This window comes from Sulfitobacter sp. G5_S2_6_S6, assembly GCF_054968505.1.
Window position 1 is genome coordinate 61,310 of record NZ_JBQKUI010000008.1, and the last position, 21,754, is coordinate 83,063.

General features: G+C 60.9%; 21 protein-coding genes, 1 tRNA gene and 1 riboswitch. Of the genes, 12 read left to right on the forward strand and 10 right to left on the reverse strand.

The features are described 5' to 3' along the window. Positions 1 to 2 precede the first annotated feature (2 nt). From urtC to urtE, 3 genes are read left to right on the forward strand one after another with little or no spacing between them, the layout of a single operon-like run. Entirely contained in the window at positions 3 to 1,169 is a 1,167-nt protein-coding gene (urtC, locus tag ACTRWK_RS13355) for an urea ABC transporter permease subunit UrtC (protein ID WP_289080540.1), read from the forward strand. Beyond that, complete coding sequence (gene urtD / locus ACTRWK_RS13360; RefSeq protein WP_005851852.1) at positions 1,166 to 1,918, forward strand: urea ABC transporter ATP-binding protein UrtD; 753 nt, start codon at positions 1,166 to 1,168, stop codon at positions 1,916 to 1,918. Before urtC ends, urtD begins: the two co-directional genes overlap by 4 nt. Next, a complete protein-coding gene (gene urtE, locus ACTRWK_RS13365; RefSeq protein ID WP_289081464.1) occupies positions 1,911 to 2,606 on the forward strand; it encodes an urea ABC transporter ATP-binding subunit UrtE in 696 nt (231 codons plus the stop codon). The genes urtD and urtE overlap by 8 nt, the downstream gene beginning before the upstream one ends. On the opposite strand, the gene ACTRWK_RS13370 is transcribed toward urtE, so the two are convergent. Beyond that, entirely contained in the window at positions 2,603 to 4,999 is a 2,397-nt protein-coding gene (locus ACTRWK_RS13370) for a PAS domain-containing sensor histidine kinase (protein ID WP_289081465.1), read from the reverse strand. The genes urtE and ACTRWK_RS13370 overlap by 4 nt on opposite strands. Before the next feature lie 282 nt (positions 5,000 to 5,281). On the opposite strand from ACTRWK_RS13370, the gene ACTRWK_RS13375 reads away from it, so the two are divergent. The 3 genes from ACTRWK_RS13375 (at position 5,282) to ACTRWK_RS13385 (ending at position 7,949) form a co-directional block, all read left to right on the forward strand. Further along, on the forward strand, positions 5,282 to 6,253 hold the full coding sequence (locus ACTRWK_RS13375; RefSeq protein WP_037943515.1) for a mechanosensitive ion channel family protein: 972 nt from the start codon (positions 5,282 to 5,284) through the stop codon (positions 6,251 to 6,253). A 24-nt stretch (positions 6,254 to 6,277) separates the two neighbouring features. After that, entirely contained in the window at positions 6,278 to 6,793 is a 516-nt protein-coding gene (locus ACTRWK_RS13380; protein ID WP_037943516.1) for a DUF421 domain-containing protein, read from the forward strand. Between the two features lie 61 nt (positions 6,794 to 6,854). Beyond that, positions 6,855 to 7,949 (forward strand): alpha-hydroxy acid oxidase, encoded by a 1,095-nt coding sequence (locus tag ACTRWK_RS13385; protein WP_051843987.1) that lies wholly within the window; start codon positions 6,855 to 6,857, stop codon positions 7,947 to 7,949. Here ACTRWK_RS13385 and ACTRWK_RS13390 read toward each other — a convergent pair. The 8 genes from ACTRWK_RS13390 to ACTRWK_RS13425 form a co-directional block, all read right to left on the reverse strand. After that, positions 7,930 to 8,745, reverse strand: coding sequence for an energy transducer TonB (locus ACTRWK_RS13390; protein ID WP_037943519.1), 816 nt, complete (start codon positions 8,743 to 8,745; stop codon positions 7,930 to 7,932). The genes ACTRWK_RS13385 and ACTRWK_RS13390 overlap by 20 nt on opposite strands. After that, positions 8,742 to 9,233, reverse strand: coding sequence for a TonB system transport protein ExbD (exbD, locus tag ACTRWK_RS13395; protein WP_037943520.1), 492 nt, complete (start codon positions 9,231 to 9,233; stop codon positions 8,742 to 8,744). Before exbD ends, ACTRWK_RS13390 begins: the two co-directional genes overlap by 4 nt. A gap of 5 nt (positions 9,234 to 9,238) precedes the next feature. Continuing rightward, entirely contained in the window at positions 9,239 to 10,102 is an 864-nt protein-coding gene (gene exbB, locus ACTRWK_RS13400; protein ID WP_051843917.1) for a tonB-system energizer ExbB, read from the reverse strand. Position 10,103: 1 nt separating this feature from the next. Then, positions 10,104 to 10,787: a Fe2+-dependent dioxygenase gene (locus ACTRWK_RS13405; protein ID WP_009826211.1), complete on the reverse strand. Its 684-nt coding sequence runs from the start codon at positions 10,785 to 10,787 to the stop codon at positions 10,104 to 10,106. Between the two features lie 64 nt (positions 10,788 to 10,851). Beyond that, entirely contained in the window at positions 10,852 to 13,278 is a 2,427-nt protein-coding gene (locus ACTRWK_RS13410) for a TonB-dependent receptor (RefSeq protein WP_462843952.1), read from the reverse strand. 186 nt (positions 13,279 to 13,464) lie between these two features. Beyond that, the gene (locus ACTRWK_RS13415) at positions 13,465 to 13,941 is read right to left on the reverse strand and encodes a hypothetical protein (RefSeq protein ID WP_005851872.1); all 477 of its coding nucleotides are present in this window, start codon (positions 13,939 to 13,941) and stop codon (positions 13,465 to 13,467) included. Continuing rightward, complete coding sequence (gene hemP, locus ACTRWK_RS13420) at positions 13,938 to 14,102, reverse strand: hemin uptake protein HemP (RefSeq protein ID WP_009826214.1); 165 nt, start codon at positions 14,100 to 14,102, stop codon at positions 13,938 to 13,940. The genes ACTRWK_RS13415 and hemP overlap by 4 nt, the downstream gene beginning before the upstream one ends. Positions 14,103 to 14,459: 357 nt before the next feature. Beyond that, positions 14,460 to 16,103 carry a BCCT family transporter gene (locus ACTRWK_RS13425; RefSeq protein ID WP_289081468.1) on the reverse strand — a complete coding sequence of 548 codons (1,644 nt, stop codon included), beginning with the start codon at positions 16,101 to 16,103 and terminating at the stop codon, positions 14,460 to 14,462. A 366-nt stretch (positions 16,104 to 16,469) separates the two neighbouring features. Here ACTRWK_RS13425 and ACTRWK_RS13430 point away from each other — a divergent pair, with 366 nt between their 5' ends. The 3 genes from ACTRWK_RS13430 to ACTRWK_RS13440 all read left to right on the forward strand — a co-directional run bounded on the left by ACTRWK_RS13430 (position 16,470) and on the right by ACTRWK_RS13440 (position 19,413). After that, entirely contained in the window at positions 16,470 to 17,231 is a 762-nt protein-coding gene (locus ACTRWK_RS13430; protein ID WP_037943526.1) for a lysozyme family protein, read from the forward strand. 36 nt (positions 17,232 to 17,267) lie between these two features. Further along, a riboswitch (cobalamin riboswitch) is annotated at positions 17,268 to 17,445 on the forward strand. Between the two features lie 50 nt (positions 17,446 to 17,495). Beyond that, positions 17,496 to 18,176 (forward strand): 5,6-dimethylbenzimidazole synthase, encoded by a 681-nt coding sequence (bluB, locus tag ACTRWK_RS13435; RefSeq protein WP_289081469.1) that lies wholly within the window; start codon positions 17,496 to 17,498, stop codon positions 18,174 to 18,176. A 238-nt stretch (positions 18,177 to 18,414) separates the two neighbouring features. Then, positions 18,415 to 19,413: a hypothetical protein gene (locus tag ACTRWK_RS13440; RefSeq protein WP_462843953.1), complete on the forward strand. Its 999-nt coding sequence runs from the start codon at positions 18,415 to 18,417 to the stop codon at positions 19,411 to 19,413. 187 nt (positions 19,414 to 19,600) lie between these two features. Here the strand turns inward: ACTRWK_RS13440 and ACTRWK_RS13445 are convergent. Beyond that, a tRNA-Thr gene (locus tag ACTRWK_RS13445) sits at positions 19,601 to 19,675 on the reverse strand. An 84-nt stretch (positions 19,676 to 19,759) separates the two neighbouring features. Here ACTRWK_RS13445 and ACTRWK_RS13450 point away from each other — a divergent pair. Genes ACTRWK_RS13450 through ACTRWK_RS13460 form a run of 3 tightly spaced genes read left to right on the forward strand, consistent with a single transcriptional unit; the run spans position 19,760 to position 21,702 of the window. Beyond that, positions 19,760 to 19,960 (forward strand): hypothetical protein, encoded by a 201-nt coding sequence (locus tag ACTRWK_RS13450; protein WP_037943532.1) that lies wholly within the window; start codon positions 19,760 to 19,762, stop codon positions 19,958 to 19,960. Between the two features lie 3 nt (positions 19,961 to 19,963). Further along, positions 19,964 to 21,235, forward strand: coding sequence for a UDP-N-acetylglucosamine 1-carboxyvinyltransferase (gene murA / locus ACTRWK_RS13455; protein WP_064216724.1), 1,272 nt, complete (start codon positions 19,964 to 19,966; stop codon positions 21,233 to 21,235). Further along, positions 21,232 to 21,702 carry a DUF2948 family protein gene (locus ACTRWK_RS13460; RefSeq protein ID WP_289081470.1) on the forward strand — a complete coding sequence of 157 codons (471 nt, stop codon included), beginning with the start codon at positions 21,232 to 21,234 and terminating at the stop codon, positions 21,700 to 21,702. Before murA ends, ACTRWK_RS13460 begins: the two co-directional genes overlap by 4 nt. Positions 21,703 to 21,754: the final 52 nt, after the last annotated feature.

Sequence of the window (21,754 nt, forward strand, 5' to 3'; positions counted from 1 at the left end):
CCATGCGTAAAACATTCATTTCTGAAAACCCTTCCGTCCTGTGGTTCATTGCGCTGTTGGGGCTGTTTACCCTCGCGGTCGCCATCGGGTCTGAGGCGACAGGCACGGGCCTGATCTCTACCTCTATGGTCAAGACATTGGGCAAGACGCTGTGCCTGTGTCTGATCGCCATCGCGATGGATGTGGTCTGGGGCTACTGCGGTATCCTGAGCCTCGGGCATTTCGCCTTCTTCGGCATCGGCGGTTATGCCATCGGCATGTGGCTGATGTATGCGCGGACCGAAGGCATCGTATTGTCGAGCCTTGAAGGTCAGGTGATCCCGCCCACACCGCAAGAGGTGCAGGACGCCATCGGCAACCAGATCTTCGGCGTCGTTGGCAGCTCTGACTTTCCGTGGCTCTGGGCCTTCTCCGACAGTCTGTTCCTGCAACTGCTGATGGTGGTGATTGTGCCGGGGCTGCTTGCGCTGGTCTTTGGCTGGCTGGCGTTCCGCAGCCGTGTCACGGGCGTTTACCTGTCGATCCTGACGCAGGCGATGACGCTGGCGCTGTCGCTGTGGCTGTTCCAGAACGACAGTGGCCTGCGCGGCAACAACGGGCTTTCCGGTTTGCAGAATATTCCGGGGTACGAAGACACCTCGCAGGCGACCATCAGCCTGGTGTTCTTTATGGGGTCGGCGCTGGCGCTGGCGCTTGGGTATATCCTGTTTGCATGGGTGGTATCGGGCAAGATGGGCAGCGTGGTGCAAGGCATCCGCGATAACGAGGCCCGCGTTCGCTTCCTTGGCTACCGTGTGGAACGCTACAAGCTGTTCATCTTTACCCTTACGGCCGTGATCGCCGGTATCGCCGGGGCGCTTTATTACCCGCAGGCCGGTATCATCAACCCGGCAGAGATCGCGCCGATTGCATCGATCTATCTGGCGGTCTGGGTCGCGATTGGCGGGCGCGGGCGGCTTTACGGCGCGGTGATCGGGGCGGCATTCGTATCCTTGCTGTCCAGCTGGTTCACAGGGGGCGGTGCCCCTGCCATCGATCTGGGGTTCTATACGATCCTATGGACCGACTGGTGGCTGGTACTGCTTGGCGTATCCTTTGTTTGCGTCACCTTGTTCTTCCCCAAGGGGATCGGCGGCCTGTTTGATTATTTGGTGAGGAAACCGTCATGAACGATACCCTGTTAGAAGTCTCCGGCGTGTCGAAATCCTTTGACGGGTTCAAGGCGATCAACAACCTGTCGATCCAGATCGCAGAGCCGGAACTGCGCGCTGTGATCGGGCCGAACGGGGCGGGCAAGACCACCTTTATGGACATCATCACCGGCAAGACGCGCCCCGACAGCGGCCATGTCGTCTGGGGGGAGCGGAACATATCGCTGCTTGGTATGTCAGAGGCGGATATCGCGAACGAAGGGGTGGGGCGCAAGTTTCAGAAACCCACGGTGTTCGAGGCGCAGACCGTGCGGCAAAACCTTGCGATGGCGCTGAAGAACCCGAGGGGGCCGCTGGCCGTCCTGCTGCACCGCAAGACCCCGTCCAACGCTGCGCGGATCGAAGGCATCGCGGCAGAGATCGGCCTGACCGAGAGCCTGACCCGCATCGCCGGCGAGTTGAGCCACGGCCAGAAGCAATGGCTCGAGATCGGCATGCTGCTGGCGCAGGAGCCGCGTCTGCTGCTGGTCGACGAACCCGCCGCCGGCATGACGGTAGAGGAACGCGAAAAGACCACCGACATTCTGAAACGCGCCGCCAAGACCCGCGCCGTGGTAGTGGTCGAACATGACATGGAATTCGTGCGCAGGCTCGACTGCAAGGTCACGGTGCTGCACGAAGGATCGGTGCTGGCCGAAGGCAGTCTTGACCACGTGACATCCAACCCGAAAGTGATCGAAGTTTATCTGGGGCGCGGCCATGCTTGAAGTTGAAAATCTGGACCTGCACTATGGTCAAAGCCGCATTCTTTACGAGGTGTCTTTTCAGGCCCCCAAGGGGCAGATCACGACCTTGATCGGTAACAACGGGGTGGGCAAGACCTCCACCCTCAAGGCGATTGCCGGGCGGCATCCGGCGTCGGCGGGCACGATCACCGTTGATGGAACTTCCGTGCGTTTGACCACGGCCTTTCAGGCGGCGAATGCGGGCATTGCCTATGTGCCACAGGGGCGCGAGGTTTTCCCGATGATGACGGTGGAGGAGAACTTGGAGACGGGGTTTGCCTGCCTGCCCAAGGCCGACCACCACATTCCCGATCACATTTACGATCTGTTCCCTGTCTTGCGGGATATGAAGGCGCGGCGCGGGGGGGATCTGTCGGGCGGGCAGCAGCAGCAGCTTGCCATCGCACGGGCGCTGATCACGCGACCGCGGGTCTTGTTGCTGGACGAACCGACTGAAGGTATCCAGCCCAATGTGATCCAGCAGATCGGGGATGCGCTGCGGTTGCTGCGCACCCAGGGCGAGATGGCAATTGTATTGGTCGAACAGAATGCCGATTTCGCCTATGCGCTGGGCGATAGCTTTATCGTGGTCGAAGGCGGGCGCAACGGGTCGCGCAAGCTGAAGGCCGACTACACCAAGGATATGCTGATCGCCGATCTGGCGCTTTAGGCCACCATCGCTACGTCGGGGTCTTCGGTCGAGGGGCAGGTGAACCAGAATACGGTTTCCTCCCCCGGCACACTGTCGAACCCGATTTCCCCGCCCATGGCCTCTACCAGATGGCGCGAGATATTGAGCCCAAGCCCGGTGCCACCGCGCTGTCGCGTGTTCGATGCCTCGGCCTGCGAGAACGGCTGGAAGATGCGTTCGCGGAACTCCTCCGAAATGCCGTTGCCCAGATTGGTGACAGAGATTTTGGTCATGTCGCCCACCGGGGCTGTGGTCACTGTCACGGCGGTTTCGGGGTAGGCGAACTTGCAGGCATTGGACAGGAGGTTGGTCAGCACCTGCATGATGCGGTTCTTGTCGGTCAGCACGTGGTGATCGGGATCGGGCGTGTCTACGTCGATCTCGACCTTCCATTCGCTGGCATAAGGCTCTACCTGCTCGGCGGCGAGGGTGACGATATCGCCCAGCTTCTCCGGTTTCGGTACAACGGTCATGCTGCCTGCGTTGATCTTTTCCATGTCCAGAATGTCATTCACCAACGCGACAAGCCGGTCGCAGTTGGCCGTGGCGATCTGCACCAGACGCACCGCGCCGGCATCCGGATCGTCCTGTGTCTGGGCCTCGAGCAGCCCCAACGCCCCCTTGATCGAGGTCAGCGGCGTGCGCAGCTCATGGCTGACGGTGGCGACAAAGTCGTGCTTCATCTGTTCAAGCTTGTTGCTTTCGGTGATGTCGATCTGAATACCCAGCATCCGCAGGGCGCGCCCGTTCTTCGCCCGCTCTACCACGACCGCATCCGATTTGATCCAGCGCCAGTTGTCCTGACCGACGCGGATGCGAAAGCGGGCCTCGGCGCGGTCGGTCATCCCGTTCAGACAGGCGAGCTCGATTTTCTTGACCACCGCCGCATCGTCGGGATGCACATGCTGCATCTTATCGTAATAAGGGTTCTGACAGGCGGGGTCAGCGGGGTGGTGCATGATGTCGCGCCATGTGTCCGACACCACAGATGTGCCATTTTCCAGATCAATGTCGAAGACCCCGATATGTGCACTGCTGAGCGCGAGGCTCCACCGTTGTTCGGTTTCCGCGATCTTGAGCGTGCGGCGTTCGCTGTCGGTGATATCGCGCAGCATCAAGGTGATACGGGTCTCTGCGTCGGCGGTAAGCCAGGTGTTCTTCTCGACCTCAAGTGTGCGGGGTTCTGTCGTACCTTTGTGGGGCGGCACCACGACTTTCACACCGCCGTCGGCACGGTGGATGTCGACCTCGGGCAGCAGATCTTGCACGAAGTCGCCCGTCGCGTCCTTGCGATGCCCGGCCGCGATCAGATGCTGTCGCGCGGCATCGTTCAGATGCAGGATTTCCCCCGATTGCCGGACCGAGATAATCGGCAGCATCGCGTTTTCGAGGATCGATCGTTTCTCTTGGTGTTGCGTCTCAAGCTCGCGGGTTTTGTCGGCCACCGTCTGGTTGATTGTCAGATTACGTTTCAGGATCACCGACTGGATGATCAGGATCAGCGCCGTGATGGTCAGCGACAGCGCCAGCACGATCCATTTGGCGTTGTTCGGTTGCGCGGCCTCGAACGCCGGGGTGCTGGCCCAGTTCAGGGTCATGCGTTGGCCATAGCCCGTATGGTCACGCGAAAACTCAAAGGCCGGGGCGGGGGCATCGCTGGCGACGGTCGGGTGGTGCTGGAACGGGGTGCCATTCTCATCATAGAAGGACACATCCAGCGTGATGAGGTCATTTTGCGCGGCGAAGAGATCGCTAAAGATTTCGTCCACGTCGACCATCGCAAAGGCGACGCCCAGAAACGCCGCATCCGGATCGCGGGTGCCGTCAGAAGCGGTGCCGGGGCGGAAAATCGGTTTGATCAGCAGGGCATGGCAGTTTTCACCGTGGAGCGCAGGGGTTGTCGAAAGCGTCTCGCCGCTTTCATAGGTGGCGAGGGCCGTGGCCAGAAGATCTGCGTTGCTTGAAAACTCTGTCCCGACCATGCCGGCGAAGTTTTCCGTCGGTGTGGCGCGCTGGATCACGAAATCCTTCAGCGTGCCGTCGGTTTCGTCATACACAGGCACGGCGAAGCCGATGGCGTCCAGCACGTAGGAACCGTCGGCAATATGGACCGACGTGGCGTAGGTCTCCATATCCTGCGCCGTCACCTCGTCAGAGGCAGCGACAAAGCCCGCGACACCGTCGAGCGTCCTGCCGTATTCGTCGGCGCGCCGCCCCATTGACGACAACCCTTGGCTGACCAACGCGTGAAACCTGTCCTGCGCTTGGACCTGCACAGTATTGCCCGCCACAAAGAAGAACAAAAAGGAAAGCCCGATGCAGACGCAAAGGGTAAACAGTTGGAAGTAGGCTAGCTTGCGCGGAATTGTCATCGTTGCCCTGTCACTCAGTCCTGCACAGAGGGTTGTACGCTCTGCATCTCTTGAAATTCTCTGCCATCGTTAATGGTTTCTGAAACTGGCGGAATTATGGCGCTGTTGCTCATTTCACACAAAGCGCTTGCGGCCTTGGACGTGTTTGCAGCGCATATACCAAGGGTGTTTCGGGAACCCGCCGCTGTTTCGGGTCGTTTGTCTTGGGGATGTGATCAAATAGCCACGTGAGAACGGGTCTTTTGTGCTCCCGCTGATTCAGTAATGAGTAAGGAAGAACCCATGGAAGAAGTCGACGCCAACCCCGGCCTGATTTTCGATAAACTTGACGGCTGGTTGGACGGCTTTTTCAGATTGCTCCCGAATATCGGCGTCGCGCTGGTTGTGGTCGTGGTGTTCTGGTTTCTGGGAATGGGCATCGGCGCGCTGATCCGCAAATCCGCCGGGCGCCGCGGACGCGAGAACTTGGGCGACGTGGGCGGGGCACTGATGCGGTGGGCCGTGACTATTATCGGCTTCATGCTGGCGGTGACCATCGTCGCCCCGACGGTCACACCGGGGGATCTAATTGCCGGTTTGGGCGTCAGCTCTGTCGCGATCGGCTTCGCGTTCAAGGATATTTTGCAGAACATGCTGGCAGGTATCCTGATCCTGCTGCGTCAGCCCTTTGAAGTCGGCGACCAGATCGTGTCGGGCGGGCATGAAGGCACGGTCGAAAAGATCGAGACCCGCGCCACGATGATCAAAACCTATGACGGTCGCCGCGTGGTGATCCCGAATTCGGACATTTATACAGACAGCGTGGTGGTCAATACCGCCTTTGACACGCGCCGGTCGGAATATGACATCGGCATCGGCTGCAGCGACGACTGGGATACCGCGCGCAAGGTCATGCAGGATGCCTGCGCCAGCGTTGAGGGTGTAGAGACCGACCCAGCCCCCGAAACGATACCGGTCGAACTGGGCGATTCCGCCAACATCGTCCGCTTGCGGTGGTGGACGAAGTCGGACCGTGCGTCGCAGATCCATACCTTCGGGGCGGTGCTGCAGGCAGTCTATAAAGCGCTGGATGAAAAAGGGATCGATATGCCCTATCCAACGCAGGTGCATCTGTTCCACGACCAGACCGAAGCGACCGACGGCGACCGCCGCGCGCAGCGCGAGGGGTGGCCCGCAGGCGAGGGCGACGTGCCGAAATCGCGCGCTCAGCAACGCGACGAGAAAGAAGAGAAAGCGCGTCGATCCGACGCCTGATCAATCCAGAGAAGAAGGGATTATATGTTTTTCGACAACACGGTACTGGATGTTCTGGCCCGCGGCTTCGTGCTCAGCGGTGTGGCGCTGATCTGGATCATCCTCATGGTTCGGATCGTCGGGCTCAATTCCTTCTCCAAAATGACGAACTTCGACTTTGTGACCACCATCGCCTTCGGCTCTTTGCTGGCGGGGGCGGCGCAAGCGTCGGATTGGAAAGCCTTCTTCCAGACTTTGGTCGCGACCGCTTGCCTGTTCCTTTTCCAGTTCACGCTGTCCTATCTGCGCCGTCGGTCAGAAACCGCTTTGCATACCATCCAGAACGCGCCGGTCTATCTGATGGAGAACGGCAAGATCTGTGAAGAGGCGATGCGGGTCAATCGTGTGTCACGCAGTGACCTGATGGAGAAGCTGCGCGAATCCAACGTCATGCGGCTGAGCGATGTGCGTGCCGCCGTGTTCGAGACGACGGGCGAAGTCTCTGTTCTATGCGGGGACGAGGTGGATGACGCGATGCTGGAATACGTCCAACGCGTCTAACCGATATACCTGAGTATTTAAGTCGCTTGTGGCGGCGGGCGTTTTGCGCGATCTGTGGGTTATGCCTGTGACCTTATCAGATTTCGAAGCCTCCGCCCACGCGACCCTTGCCGCTGATGTGTTTGCCTACCTTGAAGGTGGCGCAGAAGGGGAGCTGTCGCTGCGCCAGAACCGCGCCAGCTTTGGCCGGATAGGATTGTTGCCGCGCCTGTTGGCTGACTGTGCAGGCGGCCATACGCGCACGACGATATCGGGGCAGCCCGCGGCGCATCCGATCATGGTCGCGCCGATGGCGTTCCAACGGCTGTTCCACACCGAAGGCGAAACTGCGACGGCACTGGCCGCTGCCGCGCAGGAGGCGGTGATGGTGGTCAGCTGCCAGACCAGCACCGCGCCCGAAGACATCGCCGCTATCCCCGGCCGACGCTGGTTCCAGCTTTATATGCAGGCGGATCACGATAGCACGATGACATTGGTCAACCGCGCGGTGGACTGCGGGGCAGAGGCGCTGGTGGTGACGCTTGACGCCCCGATCAACGGCCTGCGCGACCGCGAGGTTGCCGCGGGCTTTGCGCTGCCGGATGGCGTGCGCCCCGTGATGCTGGACCCGCTGCCACAACCACCGCGACCGCAGTTGCAAGACGGGCAGAGCGTGGTGTTCGACGGGATGATGGTCTTTGCCCCCACATGGGCAGACCTGACGCGGCTGATTGCGGACAGCCCCGTTCCGGTGATCATCAAAGGCTGTCTGCGTGCCACGGATGCGCGGCGGTTTGTCGATGCCGGTGTTGCGGGGATCATCGTGTCAAACCACGGGGGCAGGGTGCTCGATACTGTTCCGGCCCCCGTCACGCAGTTGGCCGCCGTGGTGCAGGAGGTGGGGCAGGATGTGCCGGTCTATCTGGATGGCGGGATCCGGCGCGGAAGCGACGTGTTCAAGGCGCTGGCGCTTGGGGCCGAGGCTGTGCTGGTCGGTCGCCCCGTGATGCACGGGTTGATCGTCGACGGGGCACGCGGGGCCAGTCAGGTGTTGCGTCGCTTGCGGGACGAGCTGGAAGTGACGATGGCCCTATGCGGCTGCGCAACAGTTGCGGACATCACCCCCGATATGATCACAGCCTTCGGCGGCGACCCGATCAGCGAAAGCGATAGCTGATCGGGATTGCCAGATTGAACGGGCCGGCACCCATGGCAGAGGGCGGGCGCGGCAGTGTTTGCAGCCGGTCAAAGATATCCAGCGCCGCCTGATCCAGCACGGGCCAGCCGGAGGATTTGGACACCTCGCGGCCTTTGATCTGACCGTATTGATCCAGCGTGAAGGCTACGGTTGTGGTCCCCTCGGCGCGGGCCTCGCGGGCGCGGCGGGGGTAATCCTTGGCGGCATTCAACGCCAGAACCAGCGACTTTTGCCAATCCGTGATCTCTGCCCGTTCGGCATCTGTCAGCCCCTGTTCCTTGGCCGCGCTTTGGTCCTGTTCGTCCTGACCTGCGCTTGCCTTGGGGGCGGCAGCCGTGCTTTGCGCGGCGTTCTCGTTTTCGGTCTCTTCCTGCAACTCGGTCGGCGTTTCGGTCGCCTCCTTGTCGGTGTCGACTTCCTGATCGGGGTTGGCGATCTTGAACTGCAGTTCGGGGTCGTCCGGCGTGTGCGGTATCTGTGCCAGCAGCGGATCGTTTGACGCTTTGGCTTCCTCGCGTTCGGCCGGGCTTTCGAGCGTGGCTTGGCTATCCTCGGCGGGTGGCCCGTCGGGGAGGTCGGTTTCAGGCGCGGCCATGATCATCTCGACCTCGGCCAGATCGATCAGCTCGCGGCCCTGAATGCCCGCTTCTTCCGGTGGCTCGTAGGCGGCGGCCTGTGTCAGCCAAAGTGCCACGAGCGCGCCATGCACGCCGATGCTCAGCCCGGCCCCCAGCATCAAGCCGGCACCATATCGCGGGGCGTAGGCAAAGCTCATTCTGCGGCGTCCTGCGCAGCGGGGGCAGGCGAAGCGGTTGCCACGTCACCTGCTGCCGAAGGGGCGGCCCCGCCCTCGTCCTCAAGCCCGACGAGGCCGATCTTCAGATAGCCTTCGCTGCGCATACGGTTCATCACGGCCATCACCTCGCCATAGGGAACCGAACGATCAGCATTGATATAGATGCGCGTGCCCAGATCCAGACGGGTCAGGATGCCAAGCCGCATGTTCAGATCCCCCAAAGACACCTCTTCCTCGCCCACGCTCAGGCTGAGGTCCTGATGGATGGTGACAAAGACCGGATCATCGGGGCGCGGCGCGGGTTTGCCGGTGGCGACCGGCAGCTCTACGTTGACGTCCACGGTAGACAGCGGGGCCGCCACCATAAAGATGATCAGCAGGACCAGCATCACGTCGATAAACGGTGTGATGTTGATATCCGCATTGGGGGCAAGATCGTCGCCGCCGTCAGAGAGTCGCACGCCCATCGGGGTTACTCCGCTGCCAGTTTGGTGGCGATATCAGGGGTGGTATGGGGCACGTCGGTGGTACGCTCTGCACGGTCCAGATCACGCGACAGGCAGCGCTCCACCAGCGCCGCGGCATCCCCCACACGCGCGCGGTAGCCGGTGACGACGCGGGTGATGTGGTTATAAAGCAGCACGGCGGGGATCGCGGCGACCAGACCGATGGCGGTGGCCAGCAGCGCTTCGGCGATACCGGGGGCGACGACTGTCAAGCTGGTGCTGCCGCTTTCAGCGATGCCGATAAAGCTGTTCATGATGCCCCAGACCGTGCCGAAAAGCCCGATGAACGGTGCTGTCGACCCGATGGATCCCAAGATCATCGCACCAGACTGCATCGCGCGCGCGGCCCCTGCCTCGATCCGCGAAAGTTCGGAGGCGACGCGTTCCTTGATACCCGCCTTGTTCAACCCGTCAGAGATGTCGATCTCGGCCAAAGCAGCGCGGATCATGGCGCGCATGGGGCCGGAAAAGGACTTCGCCTGCGCGCCTTTGACGGCACCTGCCTTGGCAAGCTTGCGGTAGGACCGGCGCAGCCGTGCGTTGGCCCAGCAAACCTGCAGGATCTTGCCCGCCCATACGGCCCAACCCAGAACCGAGGCGATGGCCAGCCCGAACATCACCGCTTTCACGACGATATCGGCCCCCATGAACATCGCCAGCGGCGAATGGCCGCCCTGTTGCGCGGCCACGCGCATCGGCTCGGACAGGGCAGGGCCGATCCATTCGTCAGCCCATGTGATCAGCGCGATATTGACCGACGCGGTGTCGGCTGCGGCCAGTTGCGGGGTTGCGACAAGGACGGCCGCCAGAAGGATGCTTGGAAATTTCATATCAGGTCTCTGCCCATTGTCGGATGAGGTTGTGGTAGATGCCGGTCAGGCGCACAGCGGTCGGGTCGTTCAGACCCGCGCTGGCCGACAGCTCTTGGATGGATTGATCCAGATCGAAGAGAATCTCGCGCTGGCCGCCGTCGCGGATCATCGACTGCACCCAGAAGAAGGACGCAACACGCGCACCACGGGTGACAGGCGTGACCTGATGCAGCGAGGTTGACGGATAAAGCACGCAGTGCCCCGCCGGCAGTTTGACCGACTGGGTGCCGTAGTTGTCTTCGATGACCAGCTCGCCACCGTCATAGTCGTCGGGGTCATTCAGGAACAGCGTGCACGACAGGTCGGTCCGCAGCCGCTGGCCGGTTTGCGGGTTTACGCGGATGGCGTTGTCGACATGCACGCCAAAGGTCTCTGCCTCTTCGTAGCGGTTGAACATCGGGGGCAGGACATGCAGCGGGAGGGCAGCGGAAACCCACGTGGGGTTGCCCATCAACCGCTGAAGCACCAGCGTCTGCAGATCAGGCAGAACAGGGCTGTCGAGGGGAATTTGCTGATTGCGCTTGGTTTGCGCCGATTGCGCGCCGGCGGTGTTGCGGCCGTCGTCCCATCGGGCCGTGTCGATCACGGATCGGATATGGGCAACTTCCTGCGGTGACAGGATATTTTCGACGCAAAGCAACATGGTGTATCCTTTCGAGGGGATCGGCTGGCGGCGCGGGTCTGCGCCGCCAGCCTTGGTGTGTGGTTTAGAACTTCATGCTGACAGAGATGGACGCAGAGCGACCCGGTGCCACGTAGACGAACGGCGTGCCGGAGCGGTACAGCGCGTCATAGTAGGTTTCGTCCAGCACGTTATCGATGCGGAAGTTGACCGAGGCATCATCCGTGATGTGGTAATCCGCCATCAGGTCAAAGCGCCAGTAGCTGGGCAGCTCGTTGCCGTTGGTGGCCGCGAATGTGCCGCCCTGAACGCTGCCGCGCCAAGTGGCTTGGCCGCCAAAGCTCCACTGGTCGTTATAGTCGTAACGGGCCAGTACGTTGAACTGCTCGTGCGCGATATTCGCGAACTCTTCGCCAACGTTGTCGGGGTTGCTGCTTTTCAGCACTTCGCTGTCCATCAGGGTCGCACCGCCGAACAGGCTCAGCTTTTCGGTGATGTTACCGCCAAAGCCCAGTTCGATCCCGCGGACGCGGTATTCGCCGGTCGCGGTGGTCACAACAGGTGCGCCGCGGCCGCCTGTGCTTTCACGGGCGTTGTCCTTGGTGGTCTGGAACAGCGCAGCGGTGGCGGTCAGGTTGCCGAACTGCCATTTGGTGCCCAGTTCAATCGCGGTGTTTTCTTCAGGCTCCAGCAGCAGGTTTGAGGAATCGATCCCGTTGTAGCTGCCGCCGCCTGCGTCCAGTTCATCCCCGACAGGATTGGTGGAGGTGGCATAGGACAGGTAGATCGACCCGTTGTCGCGGGGTTTCCAGACAACACCGGCATTCCAGTTGAACATGGTGTCATCGCGCGACAGCGTATCGGCACCGGCTTCCGTGGTGGTCCGGCTGACGCTGTAGTCATCCAGACGGGCACCAAGGTTCAACTGCCACTGCGGATTAAAGGTGATCGTGTCGTTCAGATACAGCGACCGTGTGGTGACATCGGTCAGCGTCGCATCGGCGCTGCGGACAGGTGTCGCTGTGGAACATCCGCTGACATCGGGGTTGTAGATCGCGACGGAGCACCCTTCGAGACGGTCCTCGGCAGTGCCGCCGCCCACTTCGGAGGATAGGCCGACATAGCCGCGCTGGCTGATTTCTTCACGCGACAGCGCAAAGCCCGCAATCATGTCATGGCGCGCCGACCCGGTGTTGAAGCCAAAGGAAAGCTCGCTGGTGTTCGACGCCACTTCGTTGACCTGATACCGGCTTTTGGGAGAGGCCGTCAGCGTCCAGTTCTGCGGGTCGGCATCCGAGGTGTCAGGGCGTTCAGGTGCCGACACGATATAGTCGTTCTCGGTCCGGCTGAGACGGGAGCGGTTGGTGAATGTCATACCCGGTGCGATTTCAAAGGTCGCGCCGAAGGTGGCAACGCTTTGTGTCGCATCGTGGAAATCGCGGTCTGGGTTGCCGTAGAAGGTGTCTCGGTCCAGCGTCGGACGGCCTGCAGCGGATTCGGTGAAGGGCACGCCGTTGGTGCCATCCCATGGCACACCCCAGTCCGGCATCTGTTTCATCTGCAGCTGGTAGGCTTCGAAATCCAGTGTCAGACGGTCGGTCGCTTCGTATTCGGCAGCGATGGACAGACCCAGACGGTCGTCTTTGCTCCCGTCGCGGCCGGCAACGTCGCTGACTTGGGCGACGGCACCGATGCGGGTCTTGAAGCGGTCGTTCCAGACCTTGTTCCAGTCGACTTCCTGACGCGCCAGATCGGCGGTGCCAAAGGTCGTGGTGGTTTTGACAAAGTCCGTATCCTGCGCCTTTTTGGTCACCAGATTGACCGCGCCGCCTGTGGTCGAGCGGCCACCGATGGAGCCAGACGGGCCTTTGGTGATCTCGACCTGTTCGGCCATGAATGTTTCGCGCACGGCGACACCGGAATCACGCACGCCGTCGATGAAGACGTCGTTGGAGGACCGGAAGCCGCGGATGAACAGAACGTCGCCGAATGCGTTGCCGCCTTCGCCGGTGCCCAATGTGATGCCGGGGGTGGTGCGGGCGAGCTCACGCACCGATGTCGCGTTCTTGTCGCGCAGCACTTCCTGGGTAACTGCGGTAACGGTGCGCGGTGTATCGACCAGCGGTTGCGTCAGCAGCGAGTTGCCCGATTGAACGGCCTGATATCCGGCTTCGGGGTTGGCGTAGGGCGACAGACCGTTCTCGCCAGCGACGGGCGCGGCGGGGGCGGCAGCAACGGGGGCCTCGGCCACGACGGGTGCAGGGGCGGGTGCCGGTGTCGCGCGGGGGGCAGGGGCCGCCGTGGCGCGTTTCTTGGCGGGTTGTGGCTTGGGCTTGGCGGCCTGCGGCTCGGAGGTTTCAACCTCGATGCCGGGAAGCAGCAGCGGCTCGTCGCTGGATTGCGCATAAAGTGCTGCAGGAGACGTCGCGCCGATGGCGGCGGCCGTCATCATGCCGATGCTGCGGCTGGCCGTGTGGCCACGCAAGCTGTGTGGTGTTTTCGTCTGAGTCATATCGCCCTCGTCATTGCCCATTCGGGCTGTTTTTAGGGGGCTGGTCTGGACGATTGGCTACCTATTCACGGGCGGGTTACTAAGGCTGATAAAAACAATCAAGTATTAAACTTCGGCAACCTTACAAAAATTTCAATGGGTTGTAGCGTTGCACATAAGGCGTCGATCGGGCGCGAGAAGCGCCCGTTAATGCAGCGTCGGTGCTGCTTCCATTTGCGCGACCTCGCTTGGTGCGCTCAGGCGCATCCGTTTAAGCGCAAGCCCGAAATCCGCAGCAAGCGATGCCACGAGCGGGGCCATATCGGCGCGGACCAGCAGGGTCGCGATCAGCATCGCGTCTTCGCGCTGTCCGTCCGTGGCTGTCGCGATGAAGTTCGCAAAGCAGGATTCGTCCGATCCCAGACATTTGCACGTGACCGAATGGCGCATCAAAGGCCGCCGCCCGAACCGTGCACATAGCGAGCATAGCTGTTCAAACGTAGCGAGCGCCTTGCTCCCGTTGGTGTGGCCGAGGACGCTGGCAAAATCGCTGCTGACTTTTTCCTGTGCGTCAGGCCCATCACACCACATCCGCAAATAGATGACCGACGCGGCCTGAAGGCTGTCCAGCTCTGTGATGAACCCTACCGGGGCACCGCCGGGGTGCTGATGTGCGTCATTCATTTGGTCAGGATCAATTTGCCAGCGCGTGTGATTCGCAAGGTGTAGGTCTGGGTATCCAGCACGATTTGGGCCAGATCTCCGCCTTCGGTCAGGTCGCGGGCAGAGTAGGTCGGCAGCGCGTTCATCGGGGCTTGGGTCTTTGGGGGGGCATGAAATGTCATAGGGCTGCTCTATCAATGGTCATGGAAAAGGAACGTTGCACGCGGCACCGATCATCAGGCAGCCCTGCGGCTTGGTCCTGACGGTGAACGGCAGTTTGCGTTCTGGGGAATGGTCTCATCGTGGGACTCCTCACATCATATGTGTCGGGCGTCCCCGTGGTCACGGGCGGGGTGGCTAGACGTTTCCATAAACCTGATTGAAATTATAGGATATGTCAATCCGACAGTTTTAGTCGGAATACTTTGGGCGTGATTTTATTTGTCTGTGTCGTGCAAAAGAATACCCCCCGCAGCACGGGGCGGCGGGGGGTATCAGGTGCTTTGACCGGCAAAGCACAAACGTCGGTTAGGGGTGCGTTATTGCGTCTTCATCTCGGCGCGCAGGCCGCGGAAGATTGCGTAGCACAGGAACAGCAGCACCACAGTAAAGGGCAATCCGGTTGAGATAACCATCGACTGAAGCGACTTGAGCCCGCCTGCAGACAGCAGCAGCACAATCGCTACGGCACCTTCGAAGATGCACCAGAACACGCGCTGTGGCGCAGGTGCATCGACCTTGCCGCCTGCCGTGATCGTATCGATCACCAGCGAGCCGGAGTCAGACGAGGTTACGAAGAACACGATGACCAAGACGATACCGATCAGCGATGTGATCCCGGCAAGTGGCAGCGCATCCAGCATGGCGAACAGCTGGCGTGGCAGCTCGGCTTCTTGCGCGGCGGTGTAGCCGTCGCTGATCACCTGATCGATTGCCATGCCACCAAAGACGCTCATCCACAGGACGCAAACGAGGCTCGGGATCAGCAGAACGCAGGTCAGGAACTCGCGGACCGAACGGCCACGGCTGACGCGGGCGATGAACATGCCGACGAAAGGGGACCAGCTGATCCACCATGCCCAGTAGAACGATGTCCAGCCTTGCATAAAGTTCACGTCTTCACGGCCGATCGGATTGGACAGACCGGGCAGATATTCCACATAGGCCAGCAGCGATGACCCGAAGGTCGTCAGGATCGCCAGCGTAGGTCCGACCAGCAGCACGAAGGCCAACAGCAAAAACGCCAGACCCATGTTGATCTCTGACAGGACTTTGACGCCGCCATCAAGGCCGCGCAGCACGGATACGGTCGCAATCGCGGTGATGCCGGTGATCAGCAGAACCTGTGTTGTTGGACCTACCGCCACACCAAAGAGCTCGTTCAAGCCCGCGTTGGCTTGCGTGGCACCCAGACCAAGCGATGTCGCCAGACCAAAGAGCGTTGCAAATACGGCGAGAATGTCGATCACGTGACCGGGCCAGCCCCAGACGCGTTCCCCCAGGATCGGGTAAAAGGCAGAGCGGATGGTCAGGGGAAGACCCTTGTTATAGCTGAACAGCGCCAGCGCCAGACCAACAACGGCATAGATCGCCCAGGGGTGCAGGCCCCAGTGGTAGATCGTGGCCGCCATACCCAGACGCACCGCTTCGGCCTGATCGCCCGCTGCCGCGCCCAAAGGTGCCCAATCGGTGCGCAGACCGTCTTCGCCAACAGCAGTGCCGCCCATGGAGCTCGAGAAATGCGATAGCGGTTCAGAGACGCCATAGAACATCAGACCGATGCCCATGCCCGCCGCGAACAGCATCGAGAACCATCCAAGGTAGGTGTAGTCGGGGCTTGCTTCGGCCCCGCCAAGACGCACACGGCCCAAAGGCGTGATGATCAGGAACAGGCAGAACAGCACAAAGATGTTGCCGGCAGAGATAAAGAACCAGTCAAAGCCCTTCGTCACCGACGAGAACAGCCATGTGAACAGCGCGCCAGACTGTTCGGGCAGCGCGAGTGTATAGAATACAAAGGCAACAATACACACACCCGAGATCGCGAAGACCGGGTTGTGAATGTCGAAGCCGAAGGGCCCCACGCTGCCTTCTTTGTTGTCTTGGCCGATCTCATAATCCGTGTCGATTACGGCAGCGGCCCCGTCGGGTGTCGGGATACCCGGCGACGTTTCATCTGTCATTAGATGCTCTCCATTTTATGTATTTGCGACTAATCATAGCGCAACTCCGACAAAACGACCACCGCTGCGCGGGAATTAAGTAAATGAATATCATGGCTTAGCTCCCGGATGCGGGCTTGACGCCCCTTTTGCGGGTCGCGGGCTATGCGTTTTTTCCGTGCTTTACCGCGAATCCCCTCTTTGGATTCGGGTGAAACACCGGGGCGGATCCGCCTGCCGCACTGCCCAGGCCCGTCTGAACGGAGGGGGCAACCGCACCGCGGGATAGCGCCCTATCCCAAAAGATATGCCGCCCTATCCGTCCATGGCCCCGACCCACCTGCTTGCGCAAATGAAAGCGCGGGCGTCTGCGGTCACCATGGTCCCATGACAAATTTTTTCATCATGGGGGATGATATGAAAGTTACTTGCACACTACCAATTATCGCAACCGCGGCACTTCTGGCCGCTACCACTGTCAGCGCCGAAGGGTTCAGCCTGTCCGGTGCGCGCTCTGCCATGCAAAGCGACATCTCGTTCAACGTCATGCAATCCGCAGGGCAGGGCCAGATCAAGCTGCGCCACAAGATCCAGCCCAAAGCGCAGGTCCGGTCCAAAACCGTGAGCAGCCGCAGCCGGTCTTTCCAAGAACTCAGCGGGGTCAGCACGGCCGCGGACCTCAAAAGCCTCATCGCTTGGGCCGAGGCGGGCCCAAAAGGCTATGACGCCGTGCAATACGGGGCCAAACGGCTGCCGCCACAGCGTCCGACGCAAATGACCATCGGCGAAATCTACCGCTGGATCGACCGCACGCCGGGCCAACCGCATGCCATCGGTCGATACCAATTCATTCCATCCACGCTGCGCAGTCTGGTGCGACAGGCGGGGCTAAGCAAGAATGACCGCTTTACCTCGGCCGTGCAGGACGGGCTGGCGGATATCCTTTTGGTCGACGCGGGGTTTAACTCCTTCAAGAAGGGCAAGATCAGCCGCCACCGCTTTATGGAAAACCTCGCACGTATCTGGGCCGGTTTCCCGACCTCTAACGGACGGTCCTATTATCACGGCTATGCAGGCAACAAGGCCGTCATCTCGTGGAACGAGTTCGACGCCGTGATGAAGAAGATTTTCGCAACCAAACGCGGTTGATCCCCGCGTTAGGGCTTGTTCCGGGCGGACAGCCGTGGCCCAATGGCCGGGTCTGGTGTCCGCCTCGCGGAAGAATCGGGAAGCTGGTGAAACTCCGGCACGTGCCCAACGCTGTAATGGGGATGGTTTGCGCATAGGCCACTGGAATATTCCGGGAAGGCGCGCGGACCAGACGACCCTAAGTCAGAAGACCGGCCAGACAGTACAGCTTGCCCCGCATGGACAGCGGGATTGGCGCATAAACGTATTGTTGGGGACTGAACAATGCCGATACCCTCTGCGCTGGCACCCGCCGCGCCTTTTTCAGATGCTGAACGCGACGCCGTCTACAAGGCGATCTTCACCCGCCGCGATGTACGTGATCAGTTTTTACCCGATCCAGTGGCCGAGGACGTGTTGCACCGCATACTGACCGCCGCGCATCACGCACCGTCAGTCGGGTTGTCACAGCCGTGGAATTTCATCGTCATCCGCGATCAGGCCGCACGCGATCAGGTCTGGCAAGCCTTCAACCGCGCAAATGAAGAAGCCGCACAGATGTTCGAGGGCGACCGCCAGACAACCTACAGGTCGCTAAAGCTCGAAGGCATCCGCAAGGCGCCGGTCAATATCTGTGTGACCTGTGACCGCAGCCGTGGCGGCAAGGTCGTGCTGGGGCGCACCCATAATCAAAGCATGGATCTTTATAGCACCGTCTGCGCGATCCAGAACCTCTGGCTTGCCGCCCGCGCCGAGGGCATCGGGATGGGCTGGGTCAGCGTGTTCCGCGATGCCGATCTGCGTGACCTGCTGAAGATTCCCGACCGGATAGAGATCGTCGGCTACCTCTGTCTGGGCCACGTGGACGAGCTTTACCAGACGCCCGAACTTGAGGTGAAAGGCTGGAGCAAACGGCTCCCCGTGGACGAGATGATCTTTGACGGTAAGTGGCAGGGCGACCCGTAGTCACCGCCCGTCCCGCGCACGTTGTCATCTCCCGCAGTACGGGTAATTTGCGCGGTCAGCGGAACTATGCCGGTTCCCTGACGTTGCCTTTGTGAAGCCAGTGCATCCCGCGTCTGGCACGCAAAGAGGAAGTATTCAAAATGGGCGGTATCATTTATCTCGTTGGTCTTGTGGTCGTGGTTATGGCGGTGCTGTCGCTGGTCGGCTTGGCGTAATCAAACGCCGGGGAGGCATTTACATGAACACGACACTTACTGAAAAAACTGCCGATGGATCCTATGTCGACTGGCCCGCAATTTTCGCGGGCACCGTTGTTGCTGTGGCGATTGGCCTCTTGCTGACCACCTTCGGCGCGGCACTTGGCCTGTCGTCGATTACGCTGAACGGAACCGACAATTCATCGACGCTTGAACTGGTGCTGACCGCGCTGTGGATGGTGATAACGCTCGTCGCCTCCTATCTGGCCGGTGGTTATGTCGCGGGCCGCATGCGCCGCCGCGTCGAAAGTGCTACGGATGATGAAGTCACTGCACGTGACGGGATCAACGGTCTGGTTGTTTGGGGCCTCGGGTCTGTGATCACCGCCGTGATGCTATCAAGCGCGCTGAGCTTTGCAGCCAATACCGCGGGCAATGTCGCTGCGGGTGCGGGCAAAGCGGCTGGTACGGTCGTCGAAGCTGCGGGCTCTGCCGTGGGAGGTGCTGCCTCCGGACTGGCCGATGCGGCAGGTGCTGCAATCCCGGATGAGGCCAAGAATGATCCGACAGATTACCTGTCGAACCAGCTTTTGCGCCCCAATCAGGTCGACCCGTTGACAGCCGATCCCGAGCAACTGGCAGAGCAGACCGCCAGCATCGTCGCCAATATCTACCGCACGGGTGAGGTCAGCGAGGAAGACCGGACCTATCTTGCCGGCGCTGTTGCTGCACGCACCGATCTGACCCAGGCCCAGGCGAAAGAGCGTGTGGATCAGATCGTGACCCAAGCGCAGGAAGCACGTCAGGAAGTCGAAGACGCTGTAGCCGCTGCCAAGGCCGAGGCTGAACAAGCCGCAGCAGAGGCGAAAGAAGCAGCGGTTGAAGCTGCGCAAACCGCGCGTAACGCCGGTATCCTGACCGCCTTTGTGCTGGCCGCTGCGTCGCTGATTGCCGGTGTGGCATCCGTTGCAGGGTCGGTCCATGGGGGCCGCCACCGCGATCAGGGCCGTCTGTTTGCCGGTCTGACATATCGCGGCTAAATTGCTTCACGTGAAAATCGAAACCCCGGCGGCGCAAGCGGTCGGGTTTTCTTCTGTCATCGTGATTCGGGATGTTTCGGGGCAGGGGGCGCTGCGACGACTTCAGGCGCATCCATGGCACATGCCAAAACCGCAACGCCAGATAAATAAGGCATCAGGGCAAAGCGATATGTTTAAAGGGGGGATCTGGTGCTGAAGGGGAGGATTGAACTCCCGACCTCGTCATTACCAATGACGCGCTCTACCACTGAGCTACTCCAGCACTGTGGGCGGGTGATTAGACCCATTCGCAATATGGTGCAAGCGTAATCTGGACCATATCGGTCCGCTGCGCTAGACAATCGACATGTCAAAGGATACCGCCCCACAAAAGCCGCCAAAACCCAATGCATTGCGGGAAGACAGGCTGAAAGCCGCGCTGAAAGCCAATATGGGCCGACGCAAGGCGCAAGCGCGTGCGCGCAGCGACAAAAGCCAAAGCGACGACACGCAAAATAATAACGCGCAGACAGATAACGGCCCGACCGGCCAAACCAAGGAAGGCTGAAGGATGGATTCGATTGTGGTCAAAGGCGGCGGTGCGCTGTCGGGACAAATTCCGATTGCGGGGGCCAAGAACGCCTGTCTGACGCTTATGCCCGCGACCCTGCTGTCCGAAGAGCCGCTGACGCTGACCAACGCGCCGCGCCTGTCCGACATCCGCACCATGACCGAATTGCTGCGGTCCCTTGGGGCAGAGGTGACATCGATGCAGGACGGTCAGGTTCTGGCGATGTCGTGTCATGGCGAGATCAACACGCGCGCCGAATATGATATCGTGCGCAAGATGCGCGCGTCGAACCTTGTGCTGGGGCCGCTGCTGGCCCGCGAAGGGCACGCGCAGGTATCGCTGCCGGGCGGCTGCGCGATTGGTGCGCGCCCAATGGATATTCACACCGATGGTCTGGCCCTGATGGGCGCAGAGATCGACTTGCGTGACGGTTATCTGCACGCCAAGGCGCAAGGCGGGGCCTTGAAAGGTGCGGTCATCGACTTCCCCTTTGCCTCTGTCGGCGCGACCGAGAACATTATGATGGCCGCGACCTTGGCCAAGGGCACGACGGTGATCAACAACGCCGCGCGCGAGCCCGAGATCGTGGATCTCGCGGATTGTTTGCGTGCGATGGGCGCGCAGATCGAAGGCGACGGCAGCAGCCGGATCGAGATTCAGGGCGTTGACCGTCTGCATGGGGCGACCCACCGTGTTGTGACCGACCGGATCGAACTGGGCACCTATATGCTCGCTCCGGCGATGTGTGGTGGCGAGGTTGAATTGCTGGGCGGGCGCATCGACCTGCTGTCGGCTTTCTGCGAAAAGCTTGACGCGGCAGGGATCGACGTGACCGAGACGGACAAGGGTCTGAAAGTCGCGCGGCGCAATGGCGTGATCAACGCGGTGAATGTCACGACCGAACCTTTCCCCGGTTTCCCCACCGACCTGCAAGCCCAGATGATGGCGCTGCTGTGTACGGCGGACGGTACCTCGGTGCTGGAAGAAAAAATCTTCGAGAACCGCTTTATGCACGCGCCCGAGCTGATCCGCATGGGGGCCGATATCGAGGTCCACGGCGGCACCGCGACGGTGCACGGCGTCAAAAAGCTGAAAGGTGCGCCGGTGATGGCGACCGATCTGCGCGCATCGATTTCCCTGATCCTTGCCGGTATGGCCGCCGAAGGCGAAACGCGCGTCAGCCGTGTCTACCATCTGGATCGCGGGTACGAACATGTGGTGGCGAAACTGCGCGGCGTGGGCGCAAATATTGAACGGATCAAAGACCAATGACCGAAGATGCACGTTTCGAAGACGGGCGCGAAGCCCCGCTGAACCTCGGCGCGCTGGATGCCGATGACCTCAAGGTGATCTCCTCGCTGGCGCAGGATGCCGTGTTTCCGGGATCGGAAATGCGCTGGCTGCAAAAAGAGGGGCGCTTTGCCCTGCTGCTGAACCGCGTGCGGTGGGAAGACGCGGGCAAATCGCGCCACGCCCCGGAACGCGTGCAAACAATCTTGATGTTCAGCAACGTGCAGCGCGTGTCCAGCCAAGGCGTGAACAAGGGGGATGCGGATACTATCCTGTCGCTGTTGCATATCGAATTTACCGAAACCGATGCGCCCTCGGGCGACGTGCTGCTGACCCTCGCGGGGGACGGTGTGATCCGGCTGACGGTCGAAGCGCTGGATGTGACCTTGAAGGATGTGACGCGCCCCTATGTGGCCCCGTCGCGCAAGCTGCCGGAACATCCGGCCTAAGCGTTCTTCCACATTCTTTGCCGTGCGGGTCGCCCGCGTGGCATCCCTTCAA

Bases quoted from the DNA above. Each gene is read 5' to 3' on its own strand.
- urtC (WP_289080540.1), top strand. From the start codon at position 3: ATGCGTAAAACATTCATTTCTGAAAACCCTTCCGTCCTGTGGTTCATT.
- urtD (WP_005851852.1), top strand. From the start codon at position 1,166: ATGAACGATACCCTGTTAGAAGTCTCCGGCGTGTCGAAATCCTTTGAC.
- urtE (WP_289081464.1), top strand. From the start codon at position 1,911: ATGCTTGAAGTTGAAAATCTGGACCTGCACTATGGTCAAAGCCGCATT.
- ACTRWK_RS13370 (WP_289081465.1), bottom strand. From the start codon at position 4,999: ATGACAATTCCGCGCAAGCTAGCCTACTTCCAACTGTTTACCCTTTGC.
- ACTRWK_RS13375 (WP_037943515.1), top strand. From the start codon at position 5,282: ATGGAAGAAGTCGACGCCAACCCCGGCCTGATTTTCGATAAACTTGAC.
- ACTRWK_RS13380 (WP_037943516.1), top strand. From the start codon at position 6,278: ATGTTTTTCGACAACACGGTACTGGATGTTCTGGCCCGCGGCTTCGTG.
- ACTRWK_RS13385 (WP_051843987.1), top strand. From the start codon at position 6,855: ATGCCTGTGACCTTATCAGATTTCGAAGCCTCCGCCCACGCGACCCTT.
- ACTRWK_RS13390 (WP_037943519.1), bottom strand. From the start codon at position 8,745: ATGAGCTTTGCCTACGCCCCGCGATATGGTGCCGGCTTGATGCTGGGG.
- exbD (WP_037943520.1), bottom strand. From the start codon at position 9,233: ATGGGCGTGCGACTCTCTGACGGCGGCGACGATCTTGCCCCCAATGCG.
- exbB (WP_051843917.1), bottom strand. From the start codon at position 10,102: ATGAAATTTCCAAGCATCCTTCTGGCGGCCGTCCTTGTCGCAACCCCG.
- ACTRWK_RS13405 (WP_009826211.1), bottom strand. From the start codon at position 10,787: ATGTTGCTTTGCGTCGAAAATATCCTGTCACCGCAGGAAGTTGCCCAT.
- ACTRWK_RS13410 (WP_462843952.1), bottom strand. From the start codon at position 13,278: ATGACTCAGACGAAAACACCACACAGCTTGCGTGGCCACACGGCCAGC.
- ACTRWK_RS13415 (WP_005851872.1), bottom strand. From the start codon at position 13,941: ATGAATGACGCACATCAGCACCCCGGCGGTGCCCCGGTAGGGTTCATC.
- hemP (WP_009826214.1), bottom strand. From the start codon at position 14,102: ATGACATTTCATGCCCCCCCAAAGACCCAAGCCCCGATGAACGCGCTG.
- ACTRWK_RS13425 (WP_289081468.1), bottom strand. From the start codon at position 16,103: ATGACAGATGAAACGTCGCCGGGTATCCCGACACCCGACGGGGCCGCT.
- ACTRWK_RS13430 (WP_037943526.1), top strand. From the start codon at position 16,470: ATGACAAATTTTTTCATCATGGGGGATGATATGAAAGTTACTTGCACA.
- bluB (WP_289081469.1), top strand. From the start codon at position 17,496: ATGCCGATACCCTCTGCGCTGGCACCCGCCGCGCCTTTTTCAGATGCT.
- ACTRWK_RS13440 (WP_462843953.1), top strand. From the start codon at position 18,415: ATGAACACGACACTTACTGAAAAAACTGCCGATGGATCCTATGTCGAC.
- ACTRWK_RS13450 (WP_037943532.1), top strand. From the start codon at position 19,760: ATGTCAAAGGATACCGCCCCACAAAAGCCGCCAAAACCCAATGCATTG.
- murA (WP_064216724.1), top strand. From the start codon at position 19,964: ATGGATTCGATTGTGGTCAAAGGCGGCGGTGCGCTGTCGGGACAAATT.
- ACTRWK_RS13460 (WP_289081470.1), top strand. From the start codon at position 21,232: ATGACCGAAGATGCACGTTTCGAAGACGGGCGCGAAGCCCCGCTGAAC.